The 21,654-nt window shown below is 71.2% G+C and carries 19 protein-coding genes; 11 read left to right on the top strand and 8 right to left on the bottom strand.

The annotated features are described in order from the left end of the window. Positions 1 to 55 precede the first annotated feature (55 nt). The 4 genes from thrC to ABEG18_RS02860 all read left to right on the top strand — a co-directional run bounded on the left by thrC (position 56) and on the right by ABEG18_RS02860 (position 6,472). Positions 56 to 1,489, top strand: coding sequence for a threonine synthase (thrC, locus tag ABEG18_RS02875; RefSeq protein ID WP_406856592.1), 1,434 nt, complete (start codon positions 56 to 58; stop codon positions 1,487 to 1,489). Beyond that, positions 1,486 to 2,814: a M16 family metallopeptidase gene (locus ABEG18_RS02870; RefSeq protein WP_406856591.1), complete on the top strand. Its 1,329-nt coding sequence runs from the start codon at positions 1,486 to 1,488 to the stop codon at positions 2,812 to 2,814. Before thrC ends, ABEG18_RS02870 begins: the two co-directional genes overlap by 4 nt. A gap of 11 nt (positions 2,815 to 2,825) precedes the next feature. After that, the gene (locus tag ABEG18_RS02865) at positions 2,826 to 3,428 is read left to right on the top strand and encodes a GNAT family N-acetyltransferase (RefSeq protein WP_406856590.1); all 603 of its coding nucleotides are present in this window, start codon (positions 2,826 to 2,828) and stop codon (positions 3,426 to 3,428) included. 161 nt (positions 3,429 to 3,589) lie between these two features. Further along, positions 3,590 to 6,472, top strand: a complete 2,883-nt coding sequence (locus tag ABEG18_RS02860; RefSeq protein WP_406856589.1) for an EAL domain-containing protein — start codon at positions 3,590 to 3,592, stop codon at positions 6,470 to 6,472. Between the two features lie 100 nt (positions 6,473 to 6,572). Here ABEG18_RS02860 and ABEG18_RS02855 read toward each other — a convergent pair whose 3' ends face one another. Continuing rightward, positions 6,573 to 7,193, bottom strand: a complete 621-nt coding sequence (locus ABEG18_RS02855; protein ID WP_406856588.1) for a YqgE/AlgH family protein — start codon at positions 7,191 to 7,193, stop codon at positions 6,573 to 6,575. A gap of 126 nt (positions 7,194 to 7,319) precedes the next feature. Between ABEG18_RS02855 and ABEG18_RS02850 the strand changes: the two genes are divergently transcribed. Beyond that, on the top strand, positions 7,320 to 8,207 hold the full coding sequence (locus tag ABEG18_RS02850; protein ID WP_406856587.1) for a protein-disulfide reductase DsbD domain-containing protein: 888 nt from the start codon (positions 7,320 to 7,322) through the stop codon (positions 8,205 to 8,207). A gap of 70 nt (positions 8,208 to 8,277) precedes the next feature. After that, on the top strand, positions 8,278 to 8,763 hold the full coding sequence (locus tag ABEG18_RS02845) for a peroxiredoxin (RefSeq protein WP_406856586.1): 486 nt from the start codon (positions 8,278 to 8,280) through the stop codon (positions 8,761 to 8,763). Between the two features lie 92 nt (positions 8,764 to 8,855). Here the strand turns inward: ABEG18_RS02845 and rnhA are convergent, their stop codons facing one another. Genes rnhA through ispH form a run of 3 tightly spaced genes read right to left on the bottom strand, consistent with a single transcriptional unit; the run spans position 8,856 to position 11,276 of the window. Further along, on the bottom strand, positions 8,856 to 9,341 hold the full coding sequence (gene rnhA / locus ABEG18_RS02840; protein ID WP_406856585.1) for a ribonuclease HI: 486 nt from the start codon (positions 9,339 to 9,341) through the stop codon (positions 8,856 to 8,858). Continuing rightward, positions 9,338 to 10,303 (bottom strand): homoserine kinase, encoded by a 966-nt coding sequence (thrB, locus tag ABEG18_RS02835; protein WP_406856584.1) that lies wholly within the window; start codon positions 10,301 to 10,303, stop codon positions 9,338 to 9,340. The genes rnhA and thrB overlap by 4 nt, the downstream gene beginning before the upstream one ends. Before the next feature lie 4 nt (positions 10,304 to 10,307). Then, positions 10,308 to 11,276, bottom strand: coding sequence for a 4-hydroxy-3-methylbut-2-enyl diphosphate reductase (ispH, locus tag ABEG18_RS02830; protein ID WP_406856583.1), 969 nt, complete (start codon positions 11,274 to 11,276; stop codon positions 10,308 to 10,310). Between the two features lie 214 nt (positions 11,277 to 11,490). On the opposite strand from ispH, the gene ABEG18_RS02825 reads away from it, so the two are divergent. From ABEG18_RS02825 to ABEG18_RS02810, 4 genes are all read left to right on the top strand, one after another. Continuing rightward, complete coding sequence (locus tag ABEG18_RS02825; RefSeq protein ID WP_406856582.1) at positions 11,491 to 13,377, top strand: monovalent cation:proton antiporter-2 (CPA2) family protein; 1,887 nt, start codon at positions 11,491 to 11,493, stop codon at positions 13,375 to 13,377. Then, positions 13,374 to 14,762, top strand: coding sequence for an MATE family efflux transporter (locus tag ABEG18_RS02820; RefSeq protein WP_406856581.1), 1,389 nt, complete (start codon positions 13,374 to 13,376; stop codon positions 14,760 to 14,762). The genes ABEG18_RS02825 and ABEG18_RS02820 overlap by 4 nt, the downstream gene beginning before the upstream one ends. A 120-nt stretch (positions 14,763 to 14,882) precedes the next feature. Then, entirely contained in the window at positions 14,883 to 15,851 is a 969-nt protein-coding gene (locus ABEG18_RS02815; protein ID WP_406856580.1) for a DUF937 domain-containing protein, read from the top strand. Positions 15,852 to 16,019: 168 nt separating this feature from the next. Beyond that, positions 16,020 to 17,390 (top strand): glutamate--cysteine ligase, encoded by a 1,371-nt coding sequence (locus ABEG18_RS02810; protein WP_406856579.1) that lies wholly within the window; start codon positions 16,020 to 16,022, stop codon positions 17,388 to 17,390. A 19-nt stretch (positions 17,391 to 17,409) separates the two neighbouring features. On the opposite strand, the gene ABEG18_RS02805 is transcribed toward ABEG18_RS02810, so the two are convergent. After that, positions 17,410 to 18,267 (bottom strand): dienelactone hydrolase family protein, encoded by an 858-nt coding sequence (locus tag ABEG18_RS02805; RefSeq protein WP_406856578.1) that lies wholly within the window; start codon positions 18,265 to 18,267, stop codon positions 17,410 to 17,412. Positions 18,268 to 18,392: 125 nt separating this feature from the next. Here ABEG18_RS02805 and ABEG18_RS02800 point away from each other — a divergent pair, with 125 nt between their 5' ends. Continuing rightward, complete coding sequence (locus tag ABEG18_RS02800; protein ID WP_406858520.1) at positions 18,393 to 18,614, top strand: DUF2093 domain-containing protein; 222 nt, start codon at positions 18,393 to 18,395, stop codon at positions 18,612 to 18,614. A gap of 7 nt (positions 18,615 to 18,621) precedes the next feature. On the opposite strand, the gene lpxK is transcribed toward ABEG18_RS02800, so the two are convergent. The 3 genes from lpxK to ABEG18_RS02785 are packed head-to-tail and all read right to left on the bottom strand — an operon-like array spanning position 18,622 to position 21,640. After that, positions 18,622 to 19,623 carry a tetraacyldisaccharide 4'-kinase gene (gene lpxK, locus ABEG18_RS02795; RefSeq protein ID WP_406856577.1) on the bottom strand — a complete coding sequence of 334 codons (1,002 nt, stop codon included), beginning with the start codon at positions 19,621 to 19,623 and terminating at the stop codon, positions 18,622 to 18,624. Continuing rightward, positions 19,623 to 20,912, bottom strand: coding sequence for a 3-deoxy-D-manno-octulosonic acid transferase (locus ABEG18_RS02790; protein WP_406856576.1), 1,290 nt, complete (start codon positions 20,910 to 20,912; stop codon positions 19,623 to 19,625). The genes lpxK and ABEG18_RS02790 overlap by 1 nt, the downstream gene beginning before the upstream one ends. Next, positions 20,909 to 21,640, bottom strand: coding sequence for a lysophospholipid acyltransferase family protein (locus ABEG18_RS02785; protein ID WP_406856575.1), 732 nt, complete (start codon positions 21,638 to 21,640; stop codon positions 20,909 to 20,911). The genes ABEG18_RS02790 and ABEG18_RS02785 overlap by 4 nt, the downstream gene beginning before the upstream one ends. Positions 21,641 to 21,654 lie beyond the last annotated feature (14 nt).

Genomic DNA, 21,654 nt, shown 5'->3' with positions numbered 1-21,654 from the left:
GGCCATCGGACCAGCCGACGACAGCGCCGCCAGGCGACCCTCGCGAGGATCTTCCGTGCTTCATGTGTCCACCCGGGGCGAAGCGCCCGCTCTCGGATTCGCCGACGCGCTGCTGGCGGGGCTCGCCCGCGACGGCGGCCTTTACCTGCCGCAGTCCTGGCCGGCCATGGACAAGGCGGCGATCGCCGGGCTGGCCGGGGCGCCCTACGCCGAGGCGGCCAGGCGGATCATCGGCCCGTTCGCGCAGGAGATCGACGCGGGCGCGTTCTCCCGCATGGTCGACGCGGCCTATGCGAGCTTCCGCCACCCGGCCGTGTGCCCGCTGACGCAGCTCGGCGACAACCTCTTCGTGCTCGAGCTTTTCCACGGCCCCACGCTCGCCTTCAAGGACGTGGCGATGCAGCTGCTCGGCAGGCTGATGGACCACGTGCTGGAGCAGCGCGGCCAGCGCGCCACCATCGTGGGCGCCACCTCCGGCGACACCGGCGGGGCCGCCATCGACGCGTTCAAGGGACTGAACCGGGTCGACGTGTTCATCCTCTATCCGCATGGCCGCGTCAGCGAGGTCCAGCGCCGGCAGATGACGACCGTGGAGGCGGACAACGTCCACGCCATCGCCGTGGAGGGCGATTTCGACGATTGCCAGGCGCTCGTGAAGGCGATGTTCAACCACCACGCCTTCCGGGACGAGCTGATGCTCTCGGGCGTGAACTCGATCAACTGGGCCAGGATCGTGGCCCAGGTCGTGTACTATTTCACGGCGGCGACCAGCCTGGGCGCGCCGCACCGGCCCATCAATTTCTCCGTGCCGACGGGCAATTTCGGCGACGTGCTGGCCGGCTGGGTGGCCAAGCGCATGGGCCTGCCCATCGGCCTCCTCAACGTCGCCACCAACGCCAACGACATCCTGGCCCGCACCCTGGCGACGGGACGCTACGAGGCGACCGGCGTGACGCCCACCACCTCCCCGTCCATGGACATCCAGGTCTCGTCCAACTTCGAGCGGCTGCTGTTCGAGGCCTATGGGCGCGACGGCGCGGCCGTCCGGCGCCTCATGCAGAGCCTGTCGCAGAGCAAGGCGTTCACGATCGATCCCGGCCCGCTCGCCGCCATCCGCTCGGAGTTCAGCGCCAGCGCGGTCGGCGAGGACGAGGTCCGGCGCGAGATGGCCGAGACCTACCGGGACGCCGGCTATACGCTGGATCCCCATACGGCGATCGGGGTCGCAAGCGGCCGGGCGGCGCTGCGCGCCGATCCCTCGGTCCCGATGGTGGCGCTCGGCACCGCGCATCCGGCAAAGTTCCCCGACGCGGTCGAAGCGGCGACCGGGGTAAGGCCCCGGCTTCCCGCCCATCTGGCGGACCTTCTGGACCGCCGCGAGCGTTTCACCACCATGCCGAACGATCAGGGCGCCATCGAGAGCCTCGTCCGAAGCCGCGCCCGGGCGGCGGGAGACGCGGAGCGGCGCCACAAGGGAGCCGCCGCATGAATGCGCCCCCGCGCACCAAGGACCTTCGCGTCGGAGCGCCGCGCGAAGAGGCCGTCCGCATCACGACGCTGCCCAATGGCCTGCGGGTGGTGACCGAGACCATCCCCCAGCTCGCCACGGCCTCGCTGGGCGTCTGGATCGGGGCCGGCACCCGCCACGAGAAGGAGGGCGAGCAGGGCCTCGCCCATCTGCTCGAGCACATGGCCTTCAAGGGCACGCGCCGGCGGTCCGCCCTCGACATCGTCCAGGAGATCGAGGCGGTCGGCGGCGACCTCAACGCCGAGACCAGCGTGGAGCGCACCTCCTACTATGTCCGGCTGCTGGGCGAGGACGTGCCGCTGGCCCTCGACATCCTGTCCGACATCCTCACCGAGCCCGCCTTCGACAAGGCGGAGCTGCGGCGCGAGAAGGGCGTGGTGCTGCAGGAGATCGGGGCCTGCGAGGACACGCCCGACGAGGTCGTGTTCGACATGTTCATGGAGACGGCCTTCGCGGGCGCGCCCATCGGACGACGGATCCTGGGCACGCCCAAGACCGTGCGGGCGCAGTCGGCCGATTCGATGCGCGGCTTCCTGGAGCGGCAGTATCGCGGGCCCGAGATGGTGCTGGCCGCCGCCGGCGCGGTGAACCACGACGACATCGTCGAGGAGGCGAGCCGGCGCTTCGCCAGCATCGGCGCGCAGGCGGTCGAGGCGCCGGTGCCCGGCCGCTATGCGGGCGGCGACGGCCGCAAGGTGCGCAAGCTCGAGCAGGCCCACATGGTGCTGGGCTTCGCCGGCCGGTCGTTCCACGACCCGGACCACTATGCGATGCACGTGTTCTCCAACCTGCTGGGCGGGGGCATGTCGTCGCGCCTGTTCCAGGAGATCCGCGAGAAGCGCGGGCTCTGCTACGAGATCTACTCCTTCCACCAGCCCTTCAGCGACACCGGAACCTTCGCGGTCTATGGCGGCACTGGCGAGGACAAGCTCGGCGAGTTCATCCCGGTGATGCTGGACTGCCTGCGCGAGGCGGCCGACAAGCCTACCGACGAGGAGGTCGTCCGGGCCAAGCAGCAGATCAAGGTGTCGCTGCTGATGGGGCTGGAATCCTCAGCGCGGCGGGCCGAGCAGATGGCCCGCCATGTGCTCGCCTTCGGCCGGGTGCTGCCGCGCGAAGAGATCGTGGCCGCCATCGACGCGATCACGATCGACGACGTGCGCAGGGTCGCGGCCGACATGCTGGCGAGCCCGCCGACCGTGACCGCCGTCGGTCCGGTCCGCAAGCTCATGGATCCGGCCCGGATCGCGTCGCATATCGGGGCCGCGGCCCCCGCCGGGGGATAAGGCTGCCGACGATGGCGTTCTTCCGCCTGCCGATCGCATCGGAAGATCCGCCCGCCATGCGGGGGACGGGCCTCCACCTGCGCATCCCGCGGGCGGAGGACTTCGAGGCCTGGGCGGCGCTGCGCGAGGCCAGCCGCGACTTCCTCAAGCCCTGGGAGCCGATCTGGCCGGCGGACGACCTGACCCGCGCGGCGTTCCGGCGGCGCATCAAGCGATACGCCCGCGAGATCGAGGAGGACTCCGCCTACCCATTCTTCCTCTTCCGCGAGGCCGACGGCGCGCTGCTGGGCGGGCTCACCCTCGGGATGGTGCGCCGCGGCGTCTCTCAGGCCACCACGCTCGGCTACTGGATGGGCCAGCGACACGCTGGCAAGGGCTACATGACCGCGGCGGTCCGCCTCGCGGCGAGCTACGCCTTCGAGACGCTCAGGTTGCGGCGAATCGAGGCGGCCTGCGTGCCCTACAACGCGCCCTCGATGCGCCTCCTGGAGCGGGTCGGCTTCCAGCGCGAGGGCTACGCCCGCCAATATCTGTGCATCGACGGCGCCTGGCAGGACCACCTCCTCTACGCCTTGTTGCGCAGCGACTTCTCCGCCGACACACCCTCGCCTTGAATCCCGGCCACCAAGCCGCACGGGGGCGCGTCCCGCTGCGTCCCCCGTGAAAATCCCAAAGGGGCGAGCCCGCCTTGCCCTCCCATCAGGCTCCCGCTACGACTGCTGACGCCTTGCGGCCGCTCGCGACCACCGGCGTTCGATCCTCCAGGGTTTTGTCTTTGCGCCTTTTCCGCATCCTCCTCGCAGTCGTCGGGTTCGCATTCGCCATCGCGGTGATCCCCGGGACGGCCCTGGCGCTCGACCCGGTGTCGGTGAGGACCGGAAGCGCGGCGGTGGACCTGCTGCCCTTCGTCGAGCGCTCGCGCTCGGACGGGGACCTGATCCAGATCTCGACGGCCCCGGGCGCCGACGGCATCGTCCGGCGCATCGCCATCAAGGCGAAGGAAGCCGGCACGAGGCCGGACTGGATCGTCTTCGCGCTCAAGAACGACACGAACGAACAGCTGACCCGCTGGCTCGTGGCCCCGCATTTCAGGCTGGTGAACTCCGGCGTGGTCGCCCCGGACCTCGGCGCCACCCGCATCACGGCCGTGACGGCCAGCCAGGGCGAGAGCCCCGACCGCGAGGACAACGCCGAGGCGGACATCTTCGAGATCGTGCTCGATCCGGGCTCCACCGTGACCTACATCGCCGAGCTGGCGAATCCGCGGCTGCCGCAGCTCTATCTGTGGAACCCGGACGACTACAAGGAGAAGGCCAACGGCCTCACTCTGTACCGCGGCATCGTGATCGGCATCGCGGGCCTGCTGGCGCTGTTCCTCACCATCGTGTTCGTGGTCAAGGGGGCGGTGATCTTCCCCGCCGCCGCCGCGCTCGCCTGGGCGGTGCTGGCCTATGTGTGCATCGATTTCGGCTTCTGGCAGAAGATCGTCCCGACGACGCCGCAGGGCGAGCAGATGTACCGAGCCACCGCGGAGGCGGTGCTGGCCGCCACCCTGCTGGTCTTCCTCTTCGCCTATCTGAACCTCAACCGCTGGCATGTGCGCTACAGCCACGTGACCGCGGGCTGGCTGGTGTTCCTCACCGCGCTCATCGGGCTGGCGGTGTTCGACCCGGTCCTGGCGGCGGGCGTCGCCCGCATCTCGATCGCGGCGGTGGCGGCGGTGGGCTTCCTGCTCGTCATCTACCTCTCCACGCATGGCTATGACCGGGCGGTGCTGCTCGCGCCGACCTGGTTCCTGCTGCTGGTCTGGGTCATCGCCACGGCCTTCGCGGTGGTCGGGCAGCTCAACAACGACTTCGTCTCCCCGGCCCTCCTCGGCGGCCTGGTGCTCATCGTCATGCTGATCGGCTTCACGGTGATGCAGCACGCCTTCGCGGGGGGCGCTCTAGCGCAGGGACTGGTGAGCGACGCCGAGCGCAAGGCGCTGGCGCTGGCCGGATCCGGCGACACGGTGTTCGACTGGGACGTGGCGGCGGACCGGGTGTTCGTCAGCCCCGAGGTGGAGGCCTATCTGGGGCTGAAGCGCGGCACGCTGGAGGGGCCGGCGGCCAACTGGCTGGAGGTGATGCACCCCTTCGACCGCGACCGCTTCCGCGCCACGCTCGACGCCGTGCTGGAGCAGCGCCGCGGCCGCGTTGCGCTCGATTTCCGGCTGAAAACGGCCGATGGCCACTATTACTGGTACGCCATGAAGGCGCGCCCCGTGGTCGGCTCGGACGGCGAGGTCGTACGGGTGGTGGGCACGCTGGGCGACGTCACGGAGGCGAAGACCGCCGAGGAGCGCATCCTGCACGACGCCGTGCACGACAACCTCACCGGCCTGCCCAATCGCCGCCTGTTCCTCGACCGGCTCGACGCCGCCCTCACCCTGGCGCGATCCGACGACTCAGTGCGGCCGACCGTGATCGTGCTGGACCTCGACCGGTTCAAGCAGATCAACGAGTCGGTGGGACTTCCGGCAGGCGATTCCATCCTGCTCGCGGTGGCGCGCCGTCTCGGCCGGCTGCTGAAGCCGCAGGACACGCTGGCGCGCATCACCGGCGACCAGTTCGGGCTCCTCCTGCTCTCCGAGCGCGAGCCCGAGCGCATCACCATGCTGGCCGACACGATCCGCCGCGTGGTGACCACGCCGGTGGTGTTCGGCGACCGGGAGATCTTCCTGACCGCCTCGACCGGCATCGCCCTGCCCGACCCGAGCTCGCAATCCAAGGGCGAGGACGTGCTGCGCAGCGCCGAGATCGCCATGGTGCACGCCAAGCGGCTCGGCGGCGACCGCATCGAGGTCTTCCGCCCCGCGATGCGGGCTCAGCGCACCGACAGGCTCGCGCTGGAGATGGATCTGCGGCGGGCGGTCGAGCGCGGCGAGATCAAGATCCTGTTCCAGCCCATTGTCCGGCTGGAGGACCGCACGGTCGCCGGCTTCGAGGCGCTGATGCGGTGGGATCACCCCAAGCTGGGGCGGCTCGCGCCGGCGGAGTTCATCAGCATCGCGGAGGAGAGCGGGCTCATCATCGATCTGGGCGTCTTCGCGCTGGAGCGCACCGCCCAGGAGCTCGCGGCCTGGCAGCGGGCCCTGGAGGTCGACCCGCCGATCTTCGCCAGCGTCAACGTCTCCAGCCGGCAATTGCTGCGGCACGACCTGCTGCAGGACGTCAAGATGGTGCTGTCGCGCTGGCCCGTGCACCGCGGCACGCTGAAGCTGGAGATCACCGAGAGCCTGGTGATGGAGAACCCCGAATACGCCACCCAGATCCTGACCCGGATCGCGGATCTCGGCGCAGGCCTGTCGCTGGACGATTTCGGCACGGGCTATTCGTCGCTGAGCTACCTGCAGCGCTTCCCCTTCGACACGATCAAGATCGACCGCTCCTTCGTGAAGCCCGACAGCAAGGGGACGCGCCCGATCATCCTGCGCTCGATCGTGACGCTGGCGCATGATCTCGGGATGGAAGTGGTGGCGGAAGGGGCGGAGACGGAGTCCGACGCCATCGAGCTCTACCAGCTCGGCTGCGAGCACGCCCAGGGCTACGCCTTCGGGCCGCCGATGACGGCGCTGGAGGCCCGCAAGCTCGTGGGCGCGGCGACCGAAGCCGCCTAGACCACGCGGTGTTTTGATGGAAACGCAGCGTGGTCCAGGTTTTTAAGTGGTCGCATGCGTCGTGCGAAAAGCCGGAATCCACCTTTTCGCAGCAGCAGGCTCAGGCGTGTCCGGCTTCGCTGGACAGCATGGCCGGGTCGATGCCGATCTTGCGCAGCGCCCGCTCGTACTTGGTCTCGAAACCGGTGTCGAAGACGAGCTCCGGATCGGGCTCGCAGTGGAGCCAGCCATTCTCGTTGATCTCGGTCTCCAGCTGCCCCGCGCCCCATCCCGCATAGCCGAGCGCCAGGATGGCGTCGCGCGGACCCTCTCCGGCCGCGATGGCGCGCAGGATGTCCACGGTCGCGGTGAGGCAGATGCCGTCGTCGATCGGCAGGGTCGATTTGTCGATGTAGAAATCGGACGAGTGCAGGACGAAGCCGCGCCCGGTCTCGACGGGGCCGCCCTTCAGCACCTTGAACCGCTCGGCCCGCTCGGGCAGGCGGATGCCGCTCTCGGCCGGAATGATTTCGAGCTGTTCCAGGAGGCTGGGGAACTCGATGTTGGGGGCCGGCTGGTTGATCACCAGCCCCATCGCGCCTTCCGGCGAATGAGCGCACACATAGATCACGGTGCGGGTGAAGCGCGAATCCGGCATCCCCGGCATAGCGATCAGGAGTTGGCCGTCCAGGAAGCCGCGGGCGCTCATAGCGACGGAAGTCTCAAACGTCTCGAGGTGCATGATCGTATGCCCTTTTGCCTGCGAAGCCAACGCGGTGACCCATTGGTCGTTCCCCCGGGCCGCCTGCGCGTCCCTTCACGCGCTCGTGGCTTTGCGCCGGCGACTGGCTCTGTCATGAGGAGCCGCATGATACGCAAGAGAGCCTTCCGCGTCGGGCTGGCCCTCGCCCTCGGGGCGATGCTGGCGGCCTCCGCCCCCTCCCTCCCGCACGCCGCCGACGCCGGCGCGTCCACCTGGGCGTCGGGTTTCCACGCGTCCTTCAGGCTCGTCGACGGCGGGGCTGCGGAGGCGCCCGGGCTCCGGAAGGCCGGGATCGAGATCCGGCTGGACCCGCATTTCAAGACCTATTGGCGCACGCCGGGCGACTCTGGCCTTCCGCCGAGCTTCGACTGGTCCGGCTCGGACAACGTCAAGGCGGTCGAGGTGCGCTGGCCCTTGCCGGCGCGCTTCGAGGACGCGGCGGGATCCTCCATCGGCTACAAGGAATCCGTGCTGCTGCCGCTGCGCGTGACCCTCGCGAATCCCGCCAGGCCCGCCGCGCTGAACCTCAAGCTCGACTACGCGGTGTGCGAGCAGATCTGCATTCCGGTGAAGGGCGAGGCCCGCCTCCCGCTGGGTTCGGGAGCCGCCGCCCCGCCCTTTGCGCCCGCCGTCGCGGCGGCGGAGGCCAGGGCGCCCGTCCGCAAGCCCGCCGGGTCCGGCGCGCCGCCGTCGATCGAGGCGGCCGCGGCCGCGGCGGACGGCGGGTCGATTGCGGTGTCAGCCGTCATCCCGCCCGGCGCCGACCCTGTGGAGCTCTTCGCCGAGGCCGGGCAGGACTGGTTGTTCGGCGCGCCGGCCCTCGTCAAGGACGAGCCGTCGCGGGACGCCCGTCGGGTGACGTGGCGCCTGGCGGTGGATGCGGCCCCGACCGACGCCCGGCTCGCCGGCCTCCCGGTCACCATCACGCTGAGCGTCGGCGGGACCGCAATCGAGGTCGAGACCCGTCTCGACGCCGAGCCCAAGCCGCACTAGATCTCAGCGCGGCGGCGCGCAGCGCCTTCCACCCGGGCCACGGCCTGGCATCCCCTAGGAGAGTTCCTCGATGAGCATCGCAGTCGGCGACCATCTGCCTGAAACCACGTTCCGCGTCATGACCGAGGGCGGGCCGACCCCCAAGACCACGGACGAAATCTTCAAGGGCCGCAAGGTCGTGCTCTTCGCCGTGCCGGGCGCCTTCACGCCCACCTGCCACAAGAACCACCTGCCGAGCTTCCTGACGCACTACGACGCCCTCAAGGCCAAGGGCGTCGACGCCATCGCGGTCACGGGCGTCAACGACGTCTTCGTCATGGACGCCTGGGCGAAGTCCACGGGAGGCGCGGGCAAGATCGAGTTCCTGTCGGACGGCAACGGCGATTTCGCCAAGGCGCTGGGCCTCGCCCTCGACGGCTCGGGCTTCGGGCTCGGCACCCGCTCGCAGCGCTACTCGATGCTGGTCGACGACGGCGTGGTGCGCGTGCTCAATGTCGAGGACACGCCGTCCAAGGCCGACATCTCCGGGGCGGAGAACCTGCTGAAGCAGATGTGATCGGCCGCGCCGCTCTCTCCCGGACGCCGGGGGAGAGCCTGCGCGTCTCCTGGGCTCAGCCGGGCGAGCCTCGCCGACCGGGCTGAGCCGCCCTACCCGGCGGCTGCGCCCTGGCGCTTCTTGGGCAGGAAGGGCGCCATTCCCTCGCGCGCCAGCCCGTCCACGAGCTCGTTCTCGGTGTGGCCGGCGTGGCCCTTCACCCAGTGGAACTGGACGGTGTGCTTCGCCCTGGCGGCGTCGAGCTGCTGCCAGAGTTCGGCGTTCTTCACGGGCTTCTTGTCGGCCGTCTTCCAGCCATTGCGCTTCCAGCCATGGATCCAGGTGGTGACGCCCTGGCGGACATATTGGCTGTCGGTCCAGAGGTCGACCACGCAGGGGCGCTTCAGGGCCTCCAGGGCCATGATGGCGGCCATCAGCTCCATGCGGTTGTTGGTGGTCAGCGGCTCGCCGCCTTTCAGGATCTTCTTCTTCTCGCCATAGACCAGCAGCGCGCCCCAGCCGCCCGGGCCGGGATTTCCGGAGCATGCGCCGTCGGTGTAGACCGTGACCCGGTCCGGGCTCTCGGCGGCGTCGGTCACGTGCGTCTCCCGTAGTCGGATGCGGTCGCCGCGCGCTCGTGAAAGCGCAGCTTGCGGTAATATTCCAGCGGGTCCTTCGGGCGCACCAGCGCGCCGGGCGGCACGTTGAGCCAGTCGACCAGCCGGGTCAGCATGAAGCGCAGCGCCGCGCCCCGGCACAGCACCGGCAAGGCCTCCAGCTCGCCGCCCGAGAGCGGGCGGACGCGCTCGTAGCCGGCGATCATCGCCTGCCCCTTGGTGAGGTTGTAGGACCCGTCCGCCTCGAAGCACCAGGCGTTCAGGCACACCGCGAGGTCATACGCGAAGGCGTCCGTGCAGGCGAAGTAGAAGTCGATCAGGCCCGACAGGCGCGGTCCGAGGAAGAAGACGTTGTCGGGGAACAGGTCGGCGTGGATCACGCCTTCCGGCAGGTCGCCTGGCCACTCCGCCTCCAGCCGCGCCAGCGCCTCCTCGGTCGCCTTGGCCAGGCCCGGCGCGACCGTGTCGGCGCGCGCCTGCGCGGCCTCGAAGAGCGGCCGCCAGCCCCGGACCGAGAGCGCGTTGGCGCGCCGCATCGGGAAATCGGCCCCGGCGAGGTGAAGGCGGGCCAGGGCTTCGCCGACCGAGGCGCAGTGGCCGACGCCCGGCCGGCGCACGCCCATGCCGTCCAGGAAGGTCACGATGCAGGCCGGACGGCCGGCGAGCCGGCCCAGCGCCTCGCCCTCGCGGTTGCGCACCGGAACTGGGCAGGTCAGGCCGGCGGCCGCCAGGTGCTGCATCAGGCCGATGAAGAAGGGCAGGTCCTCCTCGCGCACGCGCTTCTCGTAGAGCGTGAGGATGTAGAAGCCCTTCTCGGTGTGGAGCAGGTAGTTGGAGTTCTCCACGCCCTCCGCGATGCCCTTGGCGGCCAGCACGGCCCCGAGGTCGTAGCGGGATGCGAAGGCGGAGAGCTCCTCGTCGGAGACGTCGGTGTAGACCGCCACCGCCCTACTCCGCGGCCGCGCCGCGCAGCTCGCGCGGCAAGGGAAAGAACACGCTCTCGTCGGCGGTCGACACGGTCTCGACCGTGACGGCGTAGCGCGCCGCGAAGGCGTCGATGATCTCCTCCACCAGCACCTCGGGCGCCGATGCGCCGGCCGTGACGCCGAGCGAACCGATGGCGCCGAAGGCGTCCCAGTCGATGTCCTGCGCGCGCAGCACCAGGCGCGCCACCGGGCACCCGGCCCGCTCGGCGACCTCCTTGAGGCGCTGCGAGTTGGACGAATTGGGCGAGCCCACCACCAGCATCGCGTCAACCCGCGGCGCGACGGCCTTCACGGCCTCCTGCCGGTTGGTGGTGGCGTAGCAGATGTCCTCCTTGTGGGGCGCGACGATGGCCGGGAAACGGGCGCGCAGCGCATCCACGATCTCGCGGGTGTCGTCGACCGAAAGGGTCGTCTGCGTCACGAAGGCCAGCGTCTGCGGGTCCTGCGGCTGCAGGCGCTCCACGTCCGCGACGGTCTCGACCAGCAGCACCGCGCCCGCGGGGAGCTGCCCCATCGTGCCCACCACTTCGGGGTGGCCGGAATGCCCGACCAGCACGACCGTGCGGCCGCGCCTCCAGTGCACCTCGGCCTCGCGATGGACCTTGGTGACCAGCGGGCACGTCGCGTCGACGGCGAAGAAGCGGCGCTCGGCGGCCTCGGCGGGCACGGATTTCGGCACGCCGTGGGCGGAGAACACCACCGGCGCCGAGGTCTCGGGAATCTCGGAAAGTTCGTCCACGAAGACCGCGCCTTTGCGTCGCAGGCTCTCCACGACATATTTGTTGTGCACGATCTCGTGGCGCACATAGACCGGCGGGCCATAGGCCTTCAGGGCCTGCTCCACCGCGTCGATAGCGCGCACAACCCCGGCGCAAAAGCCGCGAGGGGCGCAGAGAAGCACGGTCAGAGGCGGCTTTTCGTCTGTCATCATGGGACGCTGGGGTTGCCTCCGGCCGGCCCGGCGGACGCTTCGTCGGCCCGTAGGCCGCCAGACCTTGTGGGGGCTGGACCGTGCGAGGTCAAGCCGGGCGAGCCGGGCGACGGGTCCGCTCGAGGAGGCCTGCAAGCCCTCGCTTGCGGCGCGGCCCTCGCCTCCGGCGGCCCGGCGGCTTAGAGTGCGGTTTCGATCTCCCCCAAGAGGCGGCATGGCTGAACATTCCGAGGCGAGCTTCCTCGCGCCGATCCTGATTTTCTGTCTCAGCGCCGTCGTGGCCGTGCCGCTGTTCAAGCGGCTGGGTCTCGGGGCCGTGATCGGCTATCTGGTCGCAGGTCTGGCCATCGGGCCGGCGGGCCTGCGGCTCTTCACCGACGCCAACATGGTCCGCACCGTGGCGGAGATCGGCGTCGTGATGCTGCTCTTCGTGATCGGGCTGGAGCTGAAGCCCAGCAAGCTGCTCGCCATGCGGCGCGACATCTTCGGCCTGGGCGCGGCGCAGTTCCTCGTCTCCGGAGCCGTGATCGCCGCCGCCGCCATTCCGCTCGGCGTGCCGCTGAACGGGGCGATCCTGCTGGGCGTGTCGCTGGCCCTCTCGGCCACCGCCATCGCGCTGCAGATTTTGGACGAGCGCGGCACGCTGCAGACCCCGCACGGGCAGCGCACCTTCGCGGTCCTGCTGTTCCAAGACATGTCCGTGGTGCCGATCCTGGCGCTCGTGCCGCTGCTGGCCCCCGGCTCGGCCAACGCCGGCGGCACGGATCTGACGGGCGGCCTGCTGGCGACCGCCCAGGCGCTGGGCTCCATCGCCGCCATCGTGCTAGCCGGCCGCTACCTGCTGAACCCGTTCTTCCGGGTGCTGGCCTGGACGGAGGCCCGCGAGGTGATGACGGCCGCGGCGCTCCTGGTGGTGCTCGGCGCCGCGCTCATCATGGAGCACGCCGGCATGTCGATGGCGCTCGGCGCGTTCCTGGCGGGGCTGCTGCTGGCTGAATCCAACTTCAGGCACCAACTCGAGGCCGACATCGAGCCCTTCCGCGGGCTGCTGCTGGGCCTGTTCTTCATGAGCGTCGGCATGGGCATGGACGCCCGGCTGATCCTGTCCAACGCGCTGCTGCTGGCGCTGGCCGCCGCCGGCCTGATCGCGCTCAAGATCGGCGTCGCCTATGCGCTGGAGCGCTGGATGGGGTCGCCCCGGCGCGACGCCCTGCGCAGCGCGGCGCTGCTCGCGCCGGCGGGCGAATTCTCCTTCGTCCTTGTCCCGATGGCGGGCGCGCTCGCGATCCTGTCGCCGGCGCAGGCGGGCCTCGCCTCCGCGGTGGCGGCGCTCACCATGGTGCTGGGCCCGGTGGTGGCCAAGGGCGTCGAGATCGCGCTGGAGCGCCGGGACGCCTCCCGGCCGGCTCCGGAATTCGACCTCGACAGCTTCGACGGGGCGCATGGCGCCGCGCTGGTGATCGGTTTCGGCCGCTTCGGCCAGCTCGCCACGCAGGTGCTGCTCGCCGACGGCGTCGACGTCACCGTCATCGACAAGGACGTGGACCGCATCAAGGCGGCCGGACGGTTCGGCTTCAAGGTCTATTACGGCGACGGCTGCCGCCTCGACGTGCTGCGGGCGAGCGGGGCTGGCACCGCCCGCGTCATCGCGGTGTGCGTCGACGATCGCCACGCCGCGCTCGCCATCGTGGAGCTGGTGCGGCTGAACTTCCCGCTCGCTCAGGTCCACGCCCGCGCCTATGACCGCATCCATGCGGTCGACCTGATCAAGGCCGGGGTCGACTACCAGGTGCGCGAGACGCTCGTCTCGGCGCTGGAGTTCGGCCGCGAGACCCTGGTCGCGCTGGGGGCCGACGAGCAGAGGGCCGAGGAGGTCCGCCAGGCCGTGCGCGACCGCGACGAGCAGCGCCTGGCGCTGCAGCAGGCCGAGGGCAAGCTGCGCCCGGCCGACTACACCAAGATCGCCCCGCGCTTCACGCCCGAGCCTCTCACCGCCCCGAAGGCGAAGTCGAAGGCGCTCTCCGCCGAGACGCAGGACGTCATCGATTCGCGCGACGGCGCCGCGCGCAGCAACGCCGACGCGCCCGGCGGAGCCTCATGAGCGCCGCGGCCGCCGCCGCCGGACGGGACGACGCGGTCTTCACGCGCGGCTCCACCCTGCGGCACGTGGTGGTGATGTCGTCCACGGGGGCGGTCGGCCTGCTGGCGATCTTCGCCGTGGACCTGTTGTCGCTGCTCTACATCTCCTGGCTCAAGGACGTGAACATCACGGCCGGCGTGGGCTTCGCCACCACGGTCGGGTTCTTCGCCATGTCGGTGAATATCGGCCTCGTCATCGCCGTCTCGGCGGTCGTGTCGCGCGCCCTGGGGGCCCGGGACAGGGCGCATGCGCGGCGGCTCGCCGCCTCGGCGCTGGCGCATTCGGCGGTCGTCAGCGCGCTGGTCGCCGTGTTGATGATGGCCAGCATGCATCTGCTCCTGCAGGAGCTGGGAGCCGCCGGCCAGGCCCGCGACGTGGCCGTGCGCTTCCTCACCATCAGCATGCCGTCCAACGTCCTGATGGGGCTCGGGATGGCGTTTTCCGGCGTGCTGCGCGCCGCGGGCGACGCGCGCCGGGGCATGTTCGTGACGCTGTCGGGCGGGCTCGTGACCGCCATCGTCGACCCGCTGCTGATCTTCGGCGCGGGGCTCGGGGCGGACGGCGCGGCCTGGGCGGTCGTCCTGTCGCGCGTCACCTTCTGCATCGTCGGGTACCGGGCGGCGGTGCGCGTGCACGATCTCGTCGCCCCCTTCGACCTGCGCGCGGTCCTGGAGGACGTCTGGCCCGTGGCCCGGATCGCCGCGCCGGCCATCGCCACCAACCTGGCCACCCCGGTGGCGAACGGGTTCATGACCTCGGTCATCGCGCCCTTCGGCGAGAGCGCCGTGGCGGCCAACGCGATCATGATGCGCCTGGCGCCCGTCGCCTTCGCGGCCGTGTTCGCCCTGACGGGCGCGGTCGGCCCGATCTTCGGGCAGAATCTCGGCGCCCGCCTCTATGACCGGGTCCGCCGGACGCTCACCGACGGCCTCGTCTTCACGCTGACCAGCGTGCTGGTCGCATGGGCGGCGCTGTTCTGGGCGCGCGACGGAATCATCTTCGTCTTCGCCGCCAAGGGGGAGACGGCCGAGCTGGTGCGCTTCTTCTGCACCGTCCTGGCGGGCAGCTGGATGTTCCACGGCGCGCTCTATGTGGCGAATTCCGCCTTCAACAATCTCGGTTTTCCGCTGCTCGCCACCGCGTTCAACTGGGGCAAGGCCACGCTGGGGACGATTCCGTTCGCCATGGCGGGCGCGCGCCTCGGCGGCCCGGAAGGCGCGTTGCTGGGGCAGGCCGCCGGCGCCGTGCTGTTCGGCCTCGGCGGGGTGTGGGCCGCCTATGCGCAGGTCGGCCGGCTGGCCCGCAAGGCGGAGCGCGCGCCGGCGGACGCCGTTGCGACCGCCTGAGCGCGCGCCGATGTCGATTTGGCAATCGGCGCAACCCATGAGACGTTGAAAGCGAGCAATGCACGTTGGTCCAGCGAGCGGGCCGGCGGTGAACCACGAAGCCCATGAAGGGCCGCCACCATGATCAACCTGTTCGAGATGATGCAGAACGCGCAAGGCGGCCAGGCGGTCGACAATCTGGCGCGCCAGTTCGGCCTGACGGCGAACCAGAGCGAGGCCGCCGTCGACGCGTTGCTGCCCGCCTTCACGATCGCGCTGCGCCGCCAGCTGAAGAACCCCCAGGCCTGGCCGTTGCTGATGGCGGCGCTCTCGGTGCCCCCCGCGCCGACATCCGCCGCGACGCCCTTCAATCCCTTCACTCCGCAGGGCGCTCAGCAGGGCGAAGCGGTGCTGGGCGCCCTGTTCGGCTCCAGCGACCTCGGCCGGCAGGTCGCCGCCCAGGCGGCCGCCGCGACCGGCATGAGCGCCAGCGTGATGCAGCAGATGCTGCCGACCATGGCCGCCATGCTGCAGGGCGGGGCGTGGAAGACCTTCGGCGATAGCCTCGCAGCCATGACGGGCGCTTATGCGAAGCAGATGGGCCTTGCGCCCGGGACCGGATCGCCGTCCGGCGGCGCAGGCCACGGGCCCGACATGCCGATGGGAGTTCCGGAGAACTGGGGCGAGATCCTGGGCGAGTTGATGGCCGGCCCGCCGCCGCCCAGGCCCGAGCCGCCGGCGCCCGCCAACCCGTTCGATCCCGCCGGCATGGGCGAGTTGATCAGCCGGATGATGGCCGCCGGCGCGGCCGGGCTCTCGGCGGCTGGCTCCGCCACGCCCGAGCCCGCGCCGCCTCCGGCCGCGCCGGAGCCGGAGCCGGCTCCCGCCCCCACTCCGCCCAGGCCATCTGCGAAGGCGAAGGCCAAGGCGACGCCGCCGGAGCCCCAAGCCACCGCGCCGCCGCCCGGGCAGGAGGAGGCGGCCGCGCCCGCCGCCGGACTGGACGCGCTGACCCGCCTGATCGAGACGGGCCGCGAGGTGCAGCAGCAGCATATGCGCAACCTGCAGTCCGTGATGTCGCAGGTCTGGGGCGGCGACCCCAAAAGCTGAGCGGCTTGCCCACAGGGGCCGCCGGGCGTTTGCAAACCCTTCCGCCTGCTCTGCCCGAGCTTGCACGCGCGCAAGCAACATGGCGGCGTCCGTCATTGCTTCGTTGCGGCGGGCGCATTAATGAACGCAGTCCGGCCTGCCCAAGGCCCGATGTTCCAGGAAACGCCCATGGCCCGTGACCAGTCCGACCCGACGCCGATCGAAGACCGCGCCGAACTGGTGGCCTGGTTCGAGAAGGGCCTGAAGCCGGCGTCGGAATTCAGGCTGGGCACGGAGCACGAGAAATTCGGCTTCTACACGCATGACCATGCGCCGGTCCCCTTTGCGGGTCCGCGCGGGATCAGGGCCATCCTGGAGGGTCTCCAGACGCGCATCGGCTGGGAAGCCATCATGGATGGCGAGGCGATCATCGGCCTCTCCGATCCGATGGGCGGCGGCGCGATCTCGCTCGAGCCCGGCGGCCAGTTCGAGCTGTCCGGCGCGCCCGTGGAGACGCTGCACGAGACGCGTTCCGAGCTGGCCCAGCACATGGACGCCGTGAACTCCGTCGCCGCGCCCCTCGGCATCGGCTTCCTGGGCCTCGGCCACAGCCCGACCTGGACCAGGGCCGAGACGCCCGTGATGCCGAAGCAGCGCTACGCCATCATGGCGAACTACATGCCCAAGGTCGGCTCGCGCGGGCTGGACATGATGTTCCGCACCTGCACCGTGCAGGTGAACCTCGATTTCGCCACCGAAGCCGACATGGTCAAGAAGCTGCGCGTCTCGCTGGCGCTGCAGCCCGTCGCGACGGCGCTGTTCGCCAATTCGCCCTTCACGGAGGGCAAGCCGAACGGCTTCAAGTCCATCCGCTCCGAGATCTGGCGCGACACGGACAACAATCGCTCGGGCATGATCCCGTTCGCCTTCGAGAGCGGCATGGGCTTCGAGCGCTATGTCGACTACGCGCTCGACGTGCCGATGTATTTCGTCAAGCGCGGGGACACGTATCACGACGTGGCGGGCGCCTCGTTCCGCGACCTCCTGCGCGGGAAACTGCCGCAGCTCCCGGGCGAGCGCGCCACCATCTCCGACTGGGCGAACCACCTGTCCACTTTGTTCCCGGAGGTCCGGCTGAAGCGCTACCTGGAGATGCGCGGCGCCGACATGGGCCTCTCCGACATGGTGGTCGGGCTGCCGGCCTTCTGGACCGGGCTGCTCTACGACCAGGGCGTTCTGGACGAAGCCTGGGAGCTGGTGAAGGACTGGACCGACGCGGAGCGGCAGCAGCTGCGCGACGCCGCGCCCCGGCTCGCTCTGGCCGCGCCGTTCCGGGGCGGATCCGTCCACGACATCGCCCGCGAGGCGGTGGCGCTGTCGCGCAAGGGGCTCGCCCGGCGGGCGCGGCTCGACGCGGCCGGCCAGGACGAGACCATCCACGTCGCCGCCCTGGAGGAGATCGTCGCGACGGGGCGCACCCGCGCCGACGACCTGCTGGCGCTCTACGAGACTGCGTGGGACCGCTCGGTGGACCCGGTCTTCGCCGCCAACCTGCTCTGAGGCGGGTCAGCGCGCCAGGTCAGCGGGCCAGGAAGGCGGGCACCCGCGCGATGGCGTCCTCGCGGCCGGCCGGGTCCGTTCCGGCCTGGGCCTCGCCGGTGTCGCTGGCCGTGAAGGCCAGCCCCCGGCGGGTCACGACCGGCGCGCCGGGACTGTCGAAATCATGCACGGCCCCCTGATAGGCGACCAGGGTCGCCGTGCGGCCGGCGGCCTTCGCCTGTTCGACGAGCCGGCGGCAACTCTCCACCGGCGTCCAGTCGTCGTTCTCGCCCATCAGGATCAGCAGCGGCACGCGGGGCTTGTAGCCGCCGCGCGCGGCCAGGGCGCGGCATCCCGGGTAGAACGCCACCGCACGGGCGAAATCGGGGCCGTCGCCCATCGCGGCGCGGCTCGTCTTGCTGTCCTTGATGGCGTAGAGCGTCGTGGCCGCCCCGTTCGACCAGCCCATCAGCGACACCGCCTCGGGCTTCACGAAGGGTTGGCTTTGCAGCCAGCGGCGCGCCGCGTGGGCGTCGGCCTGCCGTTGCGCGCTCGGCCGCACGGTCCTGTCGCGGTTGCGGCATTGCGGCCCGACGGCGCGCGGGCCGTAGCTGTCGGGCATCAGCACGGCGAAGCCCTGGGCGGCGAGGCGCTCGCCCCAGTCCTCGTCGCGCGGGCTCACCTTGCCGTTGCGCAGGAACAGGCCGCCGCAGCCATGCAGGGCGACCACGGCCGGAAACGGGCCCGGACCCTCGGGCTTGTAGAGCACGGCCGCCAGCACCACATCCGACCCCGGCAGCCGGATGCGTTCCGGCTCCGCGCGGGCCGGCGTGGACAGGGCCAGCGCGCCGGCGCAGGCCGCTCCCAGGATGGCGGACAGCACGGACGTGACACGCATGACGAACGCCTGCGGCTTGGAGGATGCTGCGCCCTGCGATACACCATCGCGGCGCAGGGCGTGAGCGCCCAGAGTGTCCCCTGTCCGGCGACCATCCGCAAGATCGAGTAGGAGTGATGCCCGTGCTGAACCGTTTCGACCGCCGTGGGCCGGTGCAGGGGGAAGCGGTCGTCGAATATCTCGACGGCGACTTCCGCATCGTGAAGCCCGGCGCCTATGTGCGGTGCGCCGTCACGCGGCAGCCGATCCCGATCGAGGAGCTGCGCTACTGGAACGTCGACCGGCAGGAAGCCTACGCGTCGCGCGAGGCGGTCCTCGAGCGGCTCGGCGGCCAGAAGGCCCCCTAGCGCCGGCTCAACGCCTGGCGGGGACCGGCGGCAGCCGGGCCAGGAGCGCCGTGAGGGCGGCCGGGTCCCTGAAGGCGAGCCGCACGGGCAGCACCCGCAGCATCCTCTCTTCGCCGGGCGCCAGCACGTCGCGCAGGCGCACCAGGTCCTTCTCGGTGGTGACCGGCGTCAGCTTGCGCGTCCTGGCCTGGCCGAGCAGCGCCGCGGCGTCGGCGCGGGTGAAGCGGTGGTGGTCCGGGAAGGCGCGCTGCTCCGCAACTGTCACGCCGGCGTCACGCAGCGTGTCGAACATCTTGTCCGGCCTGCCGATCCCCGCAAAGGCGAAGACCCGGTCGCGGCGAAGCGCCGCGATGGCCTTCGGGTCCGGCGTCAGGTCCGCGTGCAGCACGGTCGCGCCGGCCGCTTGCGCCTGCCGGGCGACTTCCGCGCCGGGGGCGCCCTCGCCGATCACCAGCACGGCCTCGACATGGCCAAGCTGCGCCGCCAGAGGGGCGCGCAGCGGTCCGGCCGGGATGCAGCGCCCGTTTCCGACCCCATACTGGCCGTCCACCACCGCGATGCGCAGGTCCTTGGCGAGAGCCGGGTTCTGCAGGCCGTCATCCATCACGATGACGTCGCCCAGCGCCGCCGCGAGCTTCGCGCCGGCCACCCGGTCGGGCGACACCACGGTCGGGGCGTGGCGGGCCAGCAGCAGCGGCTCGTCGCCGGTGAGCTGGTGGGTGTGCCGCGACAGGTCCACCCGGATGGGCTCGCGCACCGCCCCGCCATAGCCGCGCGACAGGAAGGCCGGCCGCCACCCGAGCGCCCGCAGCGCGTCGGCGAGGGCGATCGCGGTTGGGGTCTTGCCGGCTCCGCCGGCCGTGAAGTTGCCCACGCATAGGACGGGGACGTCGGCCCGTTCTCCCGCCCGGGCCATCCTGCGCGCCGCCAAGGCGCCGTAGACCTGCCCCAGCGGGGCCAGGAGCAGCGCCGCGCCCCCCGTCTCCCGCCAGAAGGCGGGAGCGCGCATCAGCGCGCCTCCAGGCGCATCTGCATCAGATAGGGCTCGATCGCCGCCATGGTGCGGTCCATCGCGCCGCCGAGTTCCTCCACGGTGGCGGCCGCCGCGCGCGCCATGCGGCGCAGCTTCGCGCCGTCGTTGAGGAGCCGCATCAGGGTGTTGGCCAGCTCCTGGGCGTCCGGGATCGCGAGCGATCCGCCGTCGCGGTCGAGGGCGGCGTAGACGTCGGCGAAGTTCTGCACATGGGGCCCATGCAGGATCGCCGCGCCCAGCTTGGCCGGCTCGATCGGGTTCTGCCCGCCGTCGCCCACCAGCGACTTGCCGACGAACACCACCGGCGCGACGCGGTAGAAGAGGCCAAGCTCGCCCATGGTGTCGGCCACGTAGACGTCCGCGCCCTTTTCCGGCTCCAGCCCGCGCGACCGCTGGACGGCGCGCAGCTCGAAATCGGCGGCGATCTCCACGATCTCGGCACCCCGCTGGGGATGGCGCGGGGCGATGATGGTGAGCAGCCCCGGGAAGTGCGGCGCGATGGCGCGGTGGACCGCGGCGACGATCTCCTCCTCGCCCGGATGGGTGGAGGCGGCGATCCAGACCGGGCGGCCGGCGATGACGCCGTTCAGCGCCGACACCCGCAGCGGGTCGGCCGGCGGAGGCGGCACGTCGAATTTGAGGTTGCCGGCGACCCCGACCCGCGGGGCGCCGAGGCGAGCGAGCCTGTCGGCGTCCGCCGTCGTCTGGGCGAGGCACAGGTCGAAACGCGACAGCACGGCCTCGATCATGCCGCGCATGCGCTGCCAGCGGCGGAAGCTGCGCTCCGACATGCGGGCGTTGACCAGCACGAGCGGGATGGCGCGCCTGTCGGCCTCCATCAGCATATTGGGCCAGATCTCGGACTCGGCGATCAGCACGAGGTCGGGCCGCCAGTGGTCCAGGAAGCGGCGCACATAGGACGGCACGTCCAGCGGCACGAACTGGTAGCAGGCGCCCGGCGGCAGGCGGCGCTCCAGCAGCCGCGCCGAGGTGACGGTGCCGGACGTGACCAGCACGTTGAGGCCGCGCTGGGTCAGCCGCTCGACGAGCGGCACGAGCGACAGCGTCTCGCCGACGCTGGCCCCGTGCAGCCAGGCGAGGCGTCCGGGCGGGCGGGCGGCGCTCGGCTCCCCCCGGCGCTCGCCGATGCGGGTGCGCTCCTCCTTGCCGCGGCGGGCGCGCTGCTCCAGCAGCAAGCGCGCGAAGGGGCCGAAGAGGCTGGTCCCTGCCGCGTAGACGCGGAGCGAAAGCGGAAGCGCGCTCACGCGGCCCTCTCCCGCATGGGGCGCCGCAGCGCCGCGCCCGGATCCCGGCCTCCCACGAGCCGGAAGGCGCGCTCGTGCACGGCGTCGAGCTCGTGCTCCAGGCGGGCCCGCGCCTCTTCCAGGGCGGCCTCGTCGGCGTCGCGATCGACGTGGATGGGTTCGCCGATGGCCACCACGCCTCGCCCGAAGGGCAGCCCGATGGAGGTTCGGTCCCAATTGGCCAGCGTGATGCGCCGGCTGGTCACCACCGCGGCCGGGATGATCGGCCGGCCCGACATGCGCGCCAGGGTGACGATGCCGAGCCCCGCGATGCGGGCCTTCTTGGGAATGTCGGCCGTCAGGGTGACGTTGTCGCCCTGCTGCAGCGCCCGCAGCATCTCGCGCAGGCCGTAGACGCCGCCGCGCTTGTGCATCTTGGAGGGCTTGCCGCCGGAGGCGCGGATCGGCCGGATGCCGAAGCTCTCGCAGGCGGCGGCGTTGATGCCGCCGTCGCCATGGCGCGAGATCAGCACGGCGTAGCGGTCCTGCGGGCGCTTGCCGAGCGGGATCATGAAATGCTGGCCATGCCACAGCGCGCAGATGAACGGCGCCTGCGCGTCGAGGCGCTCGAACAGGTCCGGCGGATCGACGCTGAAGCGGTTGGTCCTGCCCACCAGGCGCAGATAGCCGGCCAGCATGCGGCCGATGGCCGTCTGCACGCCTTGCGAGCGTCCGATCCTGGTCAACATGGGTCTGGCCGCGT

Origin of the sequence: Alsobacter sp. KACC 23698, from assembly GCF_045348435.1 — a bacterium.
In the GTDB taxonomy this organism is placed as follows: domain Bacteria; phylum Pseudomonadota; class Alphaproteobacteria; order Rhizobiales; family Beijerinckiaceae; genus Alsobacter.
This window is presented reverse-complemented; position numbering and strand designations above follow the sequence as displayed.

Coding starts and splice junctions, on each gene's coding strand:
- ABEG18_RS02850 (WP_406856587.1), top strand. CDS start 7,320: ATGATACGCAAGAGAGCCTTCCGCGTCGGGCTGGCCCTCGCCCTCGGG.
- ABEG18_RS02785 (WP_406856575.1), bottom strand. CDS start 21,640: ATGTTGACCAGGATCGGACGCTCGCAAGGCGTGCAGACGGCCATCGGC.
- ABEG18_RS02805 (WP_406856578.1), bottom strand. CDS start 18,267: ATGCGTGTCACGTCCGTGCTGTCCGCCATCCTGGGAGCGGCCTGCGCC.
- ispH (WP_406856583.1), bottom strand. CDS start 11,276: ATGATGACAGACGAAAAGCCGCCTCTGACCGTGCTTCTCTGCGCCCCT.
- ABEG18_RS02870 (WP_406856591.1), top strand. CDS start 1,486: ATGAATGCGCCCCCGCGCACCAAGGACCTTCGCGTCGGAGCGCCGCGC.
- ABEG18_RS02815 (WP_406856580.1), top strand. CDS start 14,883: ATGATCAACCTGTTCGAGATGATGCAGAACGCGCAAGGCGGCCAGGCG.
- ABEG18_RS02810 (WP_406856579.1), top strand. CDS start 16,020: ATGGCCCGTGACCAGTCCGACCCGACGCCGATCGAAGACCGCGCCGAA.
- ABEG18_RS02865 (WP_406856590.1), top strand. CDS start 2,826: ATGGCGTTCTTCCGCCTGCCGATCGCATCGGAAGATCCGCCCGCCATG.
- ABEG18_RS02855 (WP_406856588.1), bottom strand. CDS start 7,193: ATGCACCTCGAGACGTTTGAGACTTCCGTCGCTATGAGCGCCCGCGGC.
- ABEG18_RS02845 (WP_406856586.1), top strand. CDS start 8,278: ATGAGCATCGCAGTCGGCGACCATCTGCCTGAAACCACGTTCCGCGTC.
- lpxK (WP_406856577.1), bottom strand. CDS start 19,623: ATGCGCGCTCCCGCCTTCTGGCGGGAGACGGGGGGCGCGGCGCTGCTC.
- ABEG18_RS02820 (WP_406856581.1), top strand. CDS start 13,374: ATGAGCGCCGCGGCCGCCGCCGCCGGACGGGACGACGCGGTCTTCACG.
- ABEG18_RS02825 (WP_406856582.1), top strand. CDS start 11,491: ATGGCTGAACATTCCGAGGCGAGCTTCCTCGCGCCGATCCTGATTTTC.